Raw genomic sequence first — 14,105 nt, 5'->3', positions numbered from 1 at the left:
TAAAGTATGTAGACTTATGTCAGGATTCGTCGTTAAGCAAGTTTTGGGCGCAAGCTAGTTGCAATTGAATGATTTCATTCATTTGCTGACTGTAATCTTGTCTAGCTTGTAAAAAGGCAGTATGCGCTTTAGTTATCTTTGAATTATTAGCATTGAGCTTTTGATACTGTGTCTTATTTAAATCGAACATACTAATGATGCTACTAATTTTTTGAGTGATGACAGGTGGGTAAGAAGGAAGAATTGGCTGTTTAATTACACTTGACTCAGAAGATTGTAATTGTTCTCTTGTTTCAAAACCGTTATCAATGATATTTTTCGGTTTTACTTCTTCTGGCTGAGGCAAGATGTTAGAAGAATAACTTTCTTCTGGGGTTATTTGGTTGGAAGTGTTAAGAGAATATGTGATTTCAGATTGTTGGAAATTAGGTATATTTAGATGCTGTTTTTTGAAGCGATCGCACTTAAGATCCTCACCCAAATTTTCAACAAGTTTGCGATTTTCGTTGCTCAAAATTGTAGCAGCAATTGCTTTTCCACCCAAGGTAACTGTTCTCAATGTTGCTTTATTTTGATTATCAGTTCCTTGAGCTTTGTTGTACAGTGGTGATAAATCCACGTTCACTTGATGACTGAGTAGTTTTGCTAATGCTTTGACCATTGCAGCATGGTCATCCATTCCTCTACGATTTAGAGAGACTGTGATATGTTCTTGATTGCCAAGAATTTTATCAATCCATCGTGAACAGACATTACCTGCGCCTGCTTCTAAAAATATTTTGACACCATCACCGTAGACACGATTAACTAATTGCGGAAAATCAAGTTCTTGGCACAATCCTTTGGCGATATTGTGAGCGATAGCATTACTTTCAAGTGCGACTGGTTGATAATCGGCGGCAGAATAAAACACAATACCGGGAAGAGTTTGCGATGGTAACGTGTTTACCTTCTTGATTTCCTCGAACTGCGATCGCATCGCTTCACAATGTATCACATGGTCGAAGGGAGCGGGGAAAGAATTACAACCTAAAGTTTGAATTACTCGCTTACAGGCGGCATCATCACCAGCAATTAATACTTCTTCTGGTGTATTGATTTGAGTTAAGTAGACATGATTCTCATGTTTCAGACATTCTTTAACTTGGGATGGAGTCGCCATGAGAACATAGGTATTCCAAAAATTGTTGTTTGGTGAATCTGTTAATCCCCAATATTCACGCACAGCATTTTTTGGTCCAGATAACTTATCCCCAAATAGAGGTGATGAGTTTAAGGTGTTACTTCCGCCCTCAAAATCACTCCAAACTCCTTGGGCAACCATCATACTAGTTTCACCCAAACTATACCCAAAAACACATTGCGGCTTGACTTGAAAATCATCTCGAAAAATTGCCGTCATGTATCTAGCAAAGGCAATTTCACTTTCAAACATTGCCAGGGAATCATCTAACAATTGCTTTTCGAGAGTTTCTAGTTGCCTGGTTGTCAATTTAGGCAAGCTTCTGGGATAAACTAATTTTTCCACATCGGCAGCACGGTTGTAGAGATTGTTACTTTTTAAGTCCTCAAAAACTTTAGGAAATAAACGGAATACACTGCGACCAATGCCAATATAAGAATTGACTGCTGCGGGGTAAACATAAGCAACTGCTCCAGTTTTACCCAATGGTTTTGCGGTGAAATAACTTCCTAAAGGTGTTTGCCAATCTGTGCCGTTTTCAAAAGCATTGTTTACACCTTTGCGGGCAGATTCAATTTCTTTGAGTAAATCTTTTGTGTTACGTCCTGTGATTGATAAGACGTATTTTGCATCAGAATGCTGTTCAAAAGTAGCGAATGTTTCGCTGGCGGTAGCTGATAAAGAAGAACTAGCTTCAATGGATTTTTGGAGATTGTTAAGTAAATCGGGTATAGTGGAGCGATCGCTAACTGCGATGGGAAACAAATGAAAAGGCATTTGCTGCAAATATCTGTTATCGCGCTCCTCTTGGCTGGGTTCTTCCGATAAGATTAAATGGGCGTAACTGCCATCTATACCCATGCTATTAATTGCTGCTATTCTGCGTGTGCCGCCTTTATCGACAAACCAAGGTCTTGATTCCATTGCCACATAGAAGGGACTACCTTCCCATACTTGCGGTGTTTTGACACCAGACCATTTGGGTGTGGCGGGAATATACCTGTAATAAAGACAGAGAGCGGTTTTGATTAAGCTAGCAATCCCCGATGCTGTATAGGTGTGTCCGATATTGGCTTTGACGCTGCCCAATGCACAGTGCAGACTATTGCCCACTTTCGGATAAGCCTGGAGTAAACCTGTGATTTCGGCTTCATCCTCCTGGGGAATGCCACTACCGAACACTTCCACATAGTTAACCTCTGTAGGTTGAATCTCTGCCATCTGGAAAGCTTGTTTGCAGACATTATTGATAGCTGAGGCATCAGGTTTTACCAGAGCGTTACTCAAAGTAGAATTACCTTGTGCGAAACTCATGGCATCAATTACTGCATAGATGCGTTCATTGTCTTCTTTAGCAGCTTCGTAGCGCTTGAGGACGACAGCACCCGCACCTTCGCCAACCGTCCAGCCATTGGCTTGTTGGTCATAACCTAACGTGTTGACACCCGTATTAATTGGTGCAAATTGGCTGCGGAATAAGACATTTTCCACACCACCCGCTAAATCTACTGCACCAACAACCACCGCATCAACTTCTCCCGTAGCGAGTAGCATTTGTGCAACTTCCAACGCCTTGAGGGCAGAATTTTCGCCAGCCGTCATCGTGAATGCAGGGCCAGTGAAATTCCACAAAGCAGAAATCCGACTCGCCATAATGTTGGCGATGTGACTCACATATTCGCCGATTTCTACTGGTTGGTGAATGCTATCTTTGACAATGGTTTCCAGTTGCGCCAGCTGTTCATCAGGTAAAGATATTCCTTGGTTGAGTAAGCCATCCTTAACTTGCCAAGATAGATTCCATCTTTGCTGTAGCTGATGCACAGAGAATTCTGTCTCGGCGGCGACAATCACTGCCACATTGCTGCCTTCCTGTAGTTTGGCATCTTTCACGGCGCGATCGCTAACTTTCAGGAGCAATAATTGTTGTGGGTTTAACTTCTCTATTTCATTCGGTGGGATTTTGCACGATAAAGTATCGATTTCAAAATCTTTGATGTATGCCCCTATTGGTGCTTTTCCATCTGTTAAACCGTACTCTTTCAGGACATTCTCTTGATTTTCTATACCATGCCATCTTTGAGGCGGTAGGGAAGTAAAATGCTGTGTTCCATCATAAATACTGCGTTCAAAAGCATCCAAGCCATTGCAATTACCGAAAAAGGCATCCATGCCGACAATGGCAATTTTGACAGGTGGAACAGGTGCAATTGAATCAACTGATTGTGTTGTAGTTCCTTGTTCTAAAATCAGATGAGAATTAGTACCACCAAATCCAAAAGCGCTGATGGCTGCCCGTTTAATTGGTGCATTAGTATTGGGCCATGCCGTAGCTGTTCTAACAATTTTGTCAGTGGAAATTGTACTACTTTCGGAAGTTAAAGGTTCAGTAATATTAATGGTTGGTGGAATTACGCCATGAGACATACTCAAAACCACTTTAGTCAAGCCAACCATGCCAGCAGCAGTTAGCAAATGGCCAGTATTTGCCTTGACTGAACCTACTAGAGGTGCAGCATCATTATTTTCACCAAAAAATGTTTCTATAGAGTTGACTTCAGTTGTATCTCCCAGTAATGTACCAGTAACATGACACTCTAAATAATCGAGAATTTTGGGATTAATTTTTGCCTCATTATAGGCTCGCTCAAAAGCTAGGATTTGTCCTTTAGAATTAGGACTGAGTAAGTGCTTACCCTTGCCATCATTGGAAAGTCCATTACCGCAGATAGTGGCGAGAATATTATCACCATCTCTGATGGCATCAGAATATCTTTTCAGCATCACCATCCCAACACCATCGGCGGGAATTAGCCCTCTTGATGACTTATCTAAGGGGCGGCTGATGTCGTTTTCTGGATACCCTTGAACACCGGAAAATAACATCCGCACAAATAGGGAATCTGCACTACTGATGGCTCCAGCTAACATGGCGTCAGCTTTCCCAGACCATAAGTAATGAGATGCTACTTTAATAGCATAAAATGATGATGAACAAGCAGCATCCAGACAAAAATTAATCTGGGATAGAGATAGAGCTTGAGCAATTATAGATGCTGGTAAGCCAGATATCATGGCATTGTACAAAGATGCTTTAGTTGCAGTTGAGACAGCTAAATCAAAGTCTTCATACTGCAAAAGTTCTCTGACAGCAGGTGCGATCGCTTTTTGGTAAAGGGGAGAAAATAATTGATTAGATAATTTCGTAGGAAGCGAAAGATTACCTAAAATTACACCACATTTAGAGAGAACAGTTTGATTCCCCCAATAACCACTATGTACAATTGCTTGTTTAGCAGCATACAACGACCATTTAAAGGTATTATCTAAACCAGCAACAAATTCTGATGGTAGATTGTATTCACCAGGGTCAAACTGAAAGTTCCGGATGTATCCTCCCTTGAGAGAATAGGTTTTATCTGGTGTACCTTTAACTGGATTGTGAAAGATTGTCGGATCTACTCCGATTTCTTCGACTGTTGCAGAGGATGTCGAATCTTTTTGATTAACAATATTCTGCCAGAATTCTTCGGGGTTTTTAGCATCGGGAAATAGACATGATAATCCGATGATCGCTATTTTTTCCACTAGTTATATCCTTAAGGTTTGGGTATTAGGCAAGAGATATTTAAAACGCAGGATTTACGCTGTTCCCCAAACTTTAAAAAGGCGGTTGCTGAAGAAATAGCTCACGTATGAGACAAAAGAGGCGCAGAGAGAAGAAGTTGAAGATTACTAGCTTCTGAGTGATTTCATCGACCAAATAATTGCGTGGGCACCGAGCATACGCGAATATATTTGTCCTTGACGGTCATGTATGATAAAGTCAGCGATCGCACTAGTTGCTGTTTTCGCTTTCACTTCACAAGAAACGTAAAAAGGTTTGTTATGTGGTGTAGCTACAAACTGTTCATATTTTTCCACCCTACCAGGTAAACAAGCTTCTTGATAAAAGTGCTGTGTCCAAATCCATAACCCGTGCATACTCAAGTCAATCGTATAAGGATTGATCCATTGCACTGGAAATTGTCCTTGTTGCTTGTCGCTGATTTCTTGCCAAAAACATTCTGTAGTGATTTTTTCAGGGCTAATGTTTAAGACTTTTTGGACTTCTTGAAAAGCAGGGCCATGAAATAATGTACTTCCTCCATTTTGGTAAAAAGCTTTTCCTGTTGCAGTGATGATGTTATCCTGTTCAAGATTAATTGATTCATAAGGGCGGCCAATAGGAATTTCTTGCCGGAGATTGAGTTGAGCGCTAAAATGATAATGAATTTTTCCTTCTGCGTTTTTACTCCAGATTTTCGCTTTAAGTTCGATGCTTTCAAAGCTCACCTTGGAAATTTCTTCTATTTCTAAAATATGTTCCTTTGCTAAAGATTCATTGAAAGTAATTCCCTTCAAAATTTTAAAGTTTTTGTGATAAAACAATCTGTAACCTGGATAAAGTTGTTCACAGGCGTTGATCATCCATGACATTGCACAAGTTGCTGGTAAAACTGGAGAACCAGCGATAGTATGATCCAGCAAAAAGGGATTATCTGCTAGTATGATTTGGCGACGAATATGATGGGTTCGTAGTTGAGAATCTAGTTCTGTAGCAAGTGGAGCAAGTGTGCTACCAATCACAACTTGTGCAGTTGCATCAGTAGCGCTATTTATTTCTTGAACGAGCATTTGTGCCCCAGCTGCGATCGGAATTACTTCAATTCCACGCTCTTGAAAAACTTTTTTTAATTCCGGTGTCACCATACCACTATCCCAAGCTCCCCAATTAATCGCAACTACATGGCATGAGGGATAGTTTTGCTTGATTAGATGGGCTGATTTATTGAGAATTTCATTAGCGATCGCATAATCAGACTGCCCAATATTTCCATGAAAACCTGTTACAGAAGAAAATAAAACTAAATGCTGAAGTTGACTAGGGTTAATGCAAGTAAGTAGATTTTCTAATCCTTGCACTTTAGCAGTGTAAACTTTTTCAAAATCTTGTTCTGTTTTTTTTTCAATTAACTTATCGGCTAAATTCCCAGCTCCGTGAATGATTCCTGTAATTGGGCCCATACGTTGTACAGAAGTGGCAAGTTTTTCCTGTAAAGCTTGCGTATCTGTGACATCAACGCTGATATATTCTGCTTTAGCTCCTGTTTTTTGAATTGCTGCTAAAGTCTTTTTAATTTCGCGGCTGGAGGTAATTTTGTTATATATCTTTTGCACGCTCATGGGTGTGGGCTTTTCTCCTTGGGAAAGAAGATTTTCCATGATGCGTTTTTTCAATGCTGATTCATCACAATCTTGAGCAAAATCTGGCTCGATTTCTAAAAGTTCGGAGCGACCGAGAAGGATAAATTTGCAGGGTTGCTGCTGGGCTAATCTGATAGTACACTCAGCCGTAATCCCTTTTGCACCGCCGCTCACGACAAAGACAGATGATGGACTAAGCTGGGCTGTTTGGGTCATAAATCCTCGTAAATACCTGCATAAATTTGTTTTTTTCTTCCTCCGTGTCCTCTGCGCCTCTGCGGTTTTTTTTAACGAACCACAGAGACGCAGAGAGCGCAGAGACAAGAGATGAAGTGATTAACCTTCAGCAATTAAAGTGACTCGTCCTTGTGAGCCGTAGCCAACTTCACTAATATAAAGATTGGGGTCGTGAAGCTCGGCAATGATGTTTTGTACTGACTGTTTAGCGTCAAGTCTGGGACTTAAGTCGATCGCACGAGTAAATACTTTTGGCCATTCCCATCTCAGAGTTTTGGTTAATCCGAACAAACCAGCGCCGATCGCACCGAAGTTAACTTTGTACTCTAACCCGAAGGCTCCATCAAGGTGAGCAACTGTGCAGAAACAACTACGTCCATGACGCGCAGCTTCATTTAGGGAAGGTTTAAGATGTTTCGCCATCAAAAATACGTGCTTGACGATCGCCTTTTCTTGTTCGTGATAGGGAATTGTCCCGGTGTGATTGGCTACAAAGATCGGATGGAGATGGATGAAGGCCCCAATCGCTCCACAGTGAGATGCGATCGCTTGCAATTGTTGTTGGAGATGTTCTTCACTCAAGTTTGCTAAGGTAACGCGGGTTACTTCTGTGGGTAAGGGCGCTTGTTGGGCGATCAGCGATTGGGGGAAGCTGATAACTACTACTTTCCAGCCTTTGGCCATTAGGGATTCAGTTAATTTATAAGTGGTGAGGGAACCATCATCGGTAATTAAAGCGATGTGTCCCTCTGGTAACGTGAAATCCAAATAATCGGGCTGTGGTAGGCTTTTGAGTTTGATAGGATGGCGCTGGATATTATGCTCTAATTCTGGTGGCTGTTGTTGGACAAACTCAGGCTCAGATTTTTTTTTTTCGCCTCCAGCTAACTGCTGTAGGTAATCAACTATTTGACCGATGGTGCGGAGGTCTCCGAGTTCTTCGATATTGGGCTTAGGTAAGTTGGGGTACATTTCTTGCATCGCCCCTAAGATTTCTACCCGTTTGATGGAGTCAATTCCTAAGTCGGCTTCCATGTCCATTTCCAATTCCAGCATCTCAACTGGATAGCCGGTCTTATCACTAGTGATGGCTAACAGGGTTTCACCTAAGTTTGCAAATTCATCACTTGTAACGGCTTCTGGTTCTGGGGTGAATGCGACAACTAGGCTTGGTTCTGGTGAAGTGACTACCTCAACTACGCTTGTCTCAGGTGAAGTGACTACCTCAACTACGGGTGCAGTCTCTACTAGAATCTCAGTTGCTTGTTGTACTTCGTGAACTGCAATTTCTACAGTAATACTTTTGGAAGCGTGGGATTGCAGATACTCTACAACTTGACCAATGGTGCGTTTTTCTGCTAGTTCTTCTAAATTGGGCTTGGGTAGGTTGGGGTACATTTCTTGTAGCGCCCCTAAAATTTCTACCCGTTTGATAGAGTCAATCCCTAAATCCGCCTCCATATCCATATCCATTTCCAGCATCTCTACTGGGTAGCCCGTTTTGTCGCTGGTGATGGCTAAGAGGTTTTTATCCAAGTCAACAATATCGATGGTTGCGCCAGATACAGGTGCAGCAGTTGTGGGTGCTGGTTCTGGGGTGAATGCAACAACTTCATTGACTGGAGGTGAGCTAATTTTGACTACAACCTCGGCTTGGGGTTCTACAACTGGAGGAATTGGTGATGCCGCTACAAGCTCTACTGTCTCTGTTGAGAAAAGATTAGGGAGCAAAGAAGAGGAATTTTCATCCTTCTTAGCAGTCGGGGATACAGGAGTTTCAACTACAGGTACCACCTGGGGAGCAGGAGGCAGAGGTGCTTGAATAACTGTTGAGCCATTTTTAGCTACTGGCTCATTTACAGGCAAAGGCTGGCTTTCTACTATCTTGGTAGTAGGGGGTACGGGTGCATCAGTAACAGTTGTTTCTGTGGTGAATGGGATGAAATGATCGCTTACCCCATTGCTGAGTTTCTCTGCCAGTTGAGTCGCTCCATCACCTGAGATGATTTGAGAATACTCTTGCTGTATGAGTTGGAAAAAGTTTTTGGTATATTCCAGCTGCTCTTGGAGATATTGCTCATGGATGCGTAGGGTTTCACCTTGTTGGGAATGAAACTGCATCATGCTGCGCTCTAAGCTTTCCATGACAACTAGCTTCATTTTGGCAGTTTCGGCTGTTGATTTACTTTCACTCAACAAAGAATTCTGCTGCTGCATCAGTTGGAAAAATGCTTTAGCGTATTCCATTTGATGGTTGAGATAAGTACCGTGAACTTGTAAATTCTCGGCTTGATTTTCCTGGAACTGTGTCAGGAGGTATTCTAAACTTGCTAAAAGTTGTTCGTAATTTGTAAGTTTTTCTGGTGTTGGTTGCATCTTAGATTCCTGGGCTGGTTGTGACAGGGTAACAGGATTCATTTGTTGCTCTGTTTGGCTGATGATATTAGAAGTCACACCGTTCATTGCTGGGGTGGATTTTTTATGTCCGTTAGTCTCGATCACTCCTAGAGGTGGAGTCACACCTGGGCTGCTAAACAAAGGAGCCGCATCAGAATATTCAAGAGTGGGTAATGTGACTTTGTGCCCATCCTGCAAAGCTAGAGCAAAGGCATTTTTCGTTTTTTCGGATCTGTAGTTTATGCCGTTTAAACGTACATTTAATGTCTTCTTCGTCTCAATTGGGGGGATAGTTTGGGGAAGTTGGTAAGGATCGAGGTTATTCAAAGCCAAACCAATCACACGCAACTGCACAACTGCTTCTCGTAAGGAGCGATCGCTATTCTTTTGAGTGCTGGGGTTCAAAGATACGGTAATATGAGGGCGATCGCCAAGGATTTCTTTCACCAAGTTGCTGAGAATTTTCCTCGGCCCAAATTCCACAAAACAAGTACCACCCGCTGCATAAATATTTTCAATTTCCTGTTTAAACAGCACTGAATTAGAAAGGTGCGTTTCCAGGATTTTTTGAATACCTTGGGGTTCTTTGGGATACTGCTTACTGGTGACGTTGCTGTAAACAGGAATTTTGGGACTTTGGAACTTGACAGACTTAGTAGCGATCGCAAAGGATTTCTGAGCAAAGGCGATTAGCGGTGTATGGAACGCTGCTGATACAGGTAACAATACAGCCGTATATCCTTTCTCGTGTAAAGCGTCTCTGACTCTTGCTATTTCTGCGGTAGGCCCAGCCAAGACAAATTGAGTCGGAGAATTTTGATTAGCGATCGCAACTTGCGGAAAATGTCTGATTACTGCTTCCACTTTGCTGATGTCTTCTTTGACAGCCAGCATACTACCCGCATCATGATCCGGATCTTCGGGTGCAGCCATTGCTTGACCCCTAGCTTTCACCAGGAACAAGTAATCTTCTGTACTCAAAACCCCCGCAGCCCATAGCGCTGTTAGTTCACCAAAGCTGTGACCGGCAACAAAATCTGACTTAAATCCAGCTTGTTGCAATATGCTGTACATCCCTGCACTCAACACCCCGATGGCTGGTTGAGCGTATTCTGTGCGTTGCAAGGCAGCAATTTGGACATTTTTTTCTGCCTCTCCAAACACAGGATGAGGAAAAACGATTTCTGACAACGGCTGCAAATTATCTTTGAGCAACAGGCTATCCATATAACCATGAAGACGGCGCATCAAAGGAAAATTCATCACTAGTTCGCGTCCCATCTCCAAGTATTGCGAACCTTGACCAGAAAATAGAGAGACAACTTTTCCGCCCAACTCCATACCAGAGGAACGGTAATAAATCCCTTGGGGATGTTCCCAAGATGCTGCTGAACCTTTAAGTTTCAGCCAGTCAATGCTAGTTTGCAGCAACTTGCAAGCTTCTTCGAGATTCTCAGCGACAAACCCAAATCTGGCAGCAGAGAGGGGAATCTGTGGCGATTTGCAATCCTTGACTAATTGTGCATAGTGTGTAATTGCATCGGGCGATCGCAATTTACCTAAAATCTCTTCAGATTTGCTCAACAATTGCTCTACTGTAGGAGCAAACAACAGCACTTCACTAGCACCACTGTGTAAGCGGTAAGCGTGGTTCTGGTCGGCTTCATATTCTTCCAAAACGACGTGATAGTTGGTTCCACCAAAGCCAAAAGAACTCACACCTGCGCGTCTGGGTGCTTCCCCTTCTGCACGAATCCAAGGTCTAGTTTCGGTATTCAAATAAAAGGCCGAATTTTTAATGTTGAGTTTGGGGTTCGGTTCGGTGATATTAATTGTGGGCGGTAATACTTTGTGATGTAAAGCCAAAGCAGTTTTAATCAAACTCGCCGCACCCGCAGCCGCTTTTGTGTGTCCGATTTGTGATTTCACACTACCCAAAGCGATGTGCTGCTTTTTGTCATCATGTCCATCAAAGAAGTCTTTTAAAGAACCGAACTCTGTCGGATCTCCAGCCATTGTACCGGTACCATGTGCTTCCATTAAGCCAACGGTAGCGGGAGAAAAGCCTGCATCTTCATAAGCACGTTCTAAAGCTTTGACTTGACCTTCTTTGCGGGGAGCATAAATGCTCTTGTAACGCCCATCGCTGGAAGTACCAATACCTTTAATTACAGCATATATTTTATCGTTGTCCCGTTGAGCATCTTCTAAACGTTTGAGGACAATCATCCCGATACCTTCACCCAGCATCATCCCATCCGACTTAGCATCGAAAGGTTTGACATTCTCACTGGGAGAAACCGCCGGTGTTTTGCTAAACGAGATGTAAGCCATGATGGTGTTATCGGTATCAACACCACCAGTCAGCATCATGTCAGAACGATGCTCAACTAGTTCACTAATCGCCATTTTTAAAGCACCGAAGGAACTAGCGCAAGCGGCATCAACTACACAATTCATCCCGCCAAAATTCAGGCGATTGGCAATTCGTCCGGCGACTACGTTAGCTAACATTCCAGGGAAAGCGTTCTCATCCCATTTCACATAAGCGCTTTTGATTTTATCAACGATTTTTTGTGTATCCTCGTCAGATAAACCACTGCTTTTGAGTGCTTTTTCCCAAATCGGATATTCCAACCTCGCAGAAAGTGGCATTCCTAATTGCTTGGCCATCGCCACGCCTAAAATTACGCCAACAGTCTCGCGGCTAAATTCACGTTGTTCACCATAGCCTGCATCTTCCATCGCTTCTTTCGCAACTACTAAACTTAATAGTTGCGATACATCTGTGACTTCCAAAATGCTGGGCGGTATGCCGAATTCCATCGGGTTAAAATCTACCTCTGGAAGAAACCCGCCTCTTTTACAGTAGGTTTTATCTTCAGTAGTTCTAGGATTCGGATCGTAATAATCTTCGACGCTCCAGTGAGTAGAAGGAACATCAGTAATACAGTCAATTTTGTTTACTATATTTTGCCAATATTCCCGCAAATTTCTGGCTTTTGGCAATAGAGAAGCCATCCCAACAATCGCTATAGGATTGTGTTGTAATTGTCTGTTAATTTTGTTGATTGCCACTGATTTATCTGACTTCATTTTTTTTTCCTCTATAGACCTCATTACAGCCTTTTCACAATTATTGACAAGGCTCTCTAACTCCGCTAAGGCAGTATCAATTGAATAAGCAGACATAGGGCATAGTTAGTACTGTGGATTGTGTAGCTACAGTAATTTCTGTTGCCTACTAAATAATGAAAATCTCTCATCTTGTAAAGCAGCTAGCTATCCTATCTGTGCTAAATGCTTTTTTCCAAATCGACACCACACGACACATACTGCCCTGACAAAGCCTTAGATTTATAGGCGATTTTGGCACACTGCGATCGCGAAAAAATGTTATACAACGCTAGACTCTTGATATTGTGGCAATAGGTGAACCAATTTTGGATTTTAGATTTGCGTTAGTGAGTAATCGGGCGTAGTTTCGAGCATCTTTTAGATTTGTTTTACCCACAATAAGGGGAGGATGAACCAAAAAAAATCAAAATCCAAAATCGGCACGGTCAATGACGTTGTTAAAACTGGTAAAATAGTCTTGGAGTGTAATAGCTGCTTAACCAGTGAATTCAATCCATTTGTAATAGTAGAGATTTTGAGCAATGGTATCCTACTGGAGCGAGGAAAACTGAGGAGTAGCTAAGGAAACAGAAATGTTTTTTTCACCCGAACCCGTTTGATTATCTAGCCTAAACACAGCAACAGAGCTGGTGTTAATAACAATGTTCTGTGTTTCAATTAATGTCATAGCTAGTTTCAACGTCCGGGATAATATATTTTATGGGATTTGACCCAGTAAAGTTGACAAGTTCGTTACAGAAAAGACACCGCCTTTAATCCGAGTTTATGCAAATTGAAAAAGTAATTAAATGATCGCTAGGTAATGACAACGCAGTTATCTTTAGTTATTTTTAATTTAAAAATATCAATTAAATAACTAGTTTGTCTAACCACTTTAAAGCATTGAATTAATAAAAACACTAACATACTTTACAGAAACTAAATCATTCCTTTAAAGTTATTTTATAAATAACCATATACTCTTACTGATATAAACTTTGAATAAAATTAAGCATAAAAGTATAATTAATGACTAGATAAATATGTGAAAAATTTTGATATCTACGGGTTAAACATAAATATTCTCTTGATTAGGTTAACACTACAAATCTGTTGTCTAGTAAGTAACAATTCAATGAATACATAGATAAATTCAATAATTACAAGTATTATTTCTCAGAGAAGCATCATAATTGAGTCAAAGTTTTTGGTTATTTTTTAATATAAGTCAAGTTAACAAACAAAGTGGTTATTTATAAAGCAAATATTAATTTTTAATATGTTGCTTGATAAACATAATATGGGTTAAATGAATCTTCAGTAAAAAGTAAACCGAAACAAAGCTCAGATTTTGCATCTCATCTACCAACTAACCCGCTTTGCAAGTTTCTTACAGGGCTAATAGCTTAAGTAAGGGCAATTCATCAATTACCCCTACTAAAAATCGCTATAAGAATGTCTTATATTACACAACCTCGATCGTAATAATCTGTTAGTAATATCAAATCTGCTTAATCACGAACTATTTATAGGTAGGTATTCAATTGCTAGATAAGAGATTAGCGATCGCGTACATTTTTTCAGCACCTAATCTTACTGTGATGAAATATTTTAGTGAGAGAATCAAGACTTATGCAAATTAAGTTGGTTGACAAGAATCAACTTTTAGTCCATACTTGAAAACAAGTTTATCCAGATTTTGATCTCATTTTTATTAGCGCTTCGTTCTTCTTAAAAATTAAATTTTCTGACTAGCGCTATTGTATTTTACGCTACGGGATTAGATGACAAAATAGGATATAACTTAGGAAGCTTTGAAGTAACACGCCATTAATTTTCACGCCACAATAGTAAATTTGGGCGGTAAAAGCGTATAACAATTCATATAAAACCAATTTAGACCCATCCACTTGATTTAAGGTAG

The 14,105-nt window shown here is 41.0% G+C and carries 3 protein-coding genes; all 3 read right to left on the bottom strand.

Going from position 1 to position 14,105, the window contains the following annotated elements; translation table 11 throughout:
* Positions 1-19: 19 nt before the first annotated feature.
* Positions 20-4,771, bottom strand: coding sequence for a PfaB family protein (locus tag HWQ58_RS05180; RefSeq protein ID WP_292858643.1), 4,752 nt, complete (start codon positions 4,769-4,771; stop codon positions 20-22).
* A 147-nt stretch (positions 4,772-4,918) separates the two neighbouring features.
* Positions 4,919-6,646, bottom strand: coding sequence for an SDR family NAD(P)-dependent oxidoreductase (locus HWQ58_RS05175; RefSeq protein ID WP_292858640.1), 1,728 nt, complete (start codon positions 6,644-6,646; stop codon positions 4,919-4,921).
* Between the two features lie 120 nt (positions 6,647-6,766).
* Positions 6,767-12,256 carry a type I polyketide synthase gene (locus tag HWQ58_RS05170; RefSeq protein WP_292858637.1) on the bottom strand — a complete coding sequence of 1,830 codons (5,490 nt, stop codon included), beginning with the start codon at positions 12,254-12,256 and terminating at the stop codon, positions 6,767-6,769.
* Positions 12,257-14,105: the final 1,849 nt, after the last annotated feature.

This window comes from Nostoc sp. LPT (assembly GCF_017115165.1).
GTDB lineage: Bacteria > Cyanobacteriota > Cyanobacteriia > Cyanobacteriales > Nostocaceae > Nostoc.
This window is presented reverse-complemented; position numbering and strand designations above follow the sequence as displayed.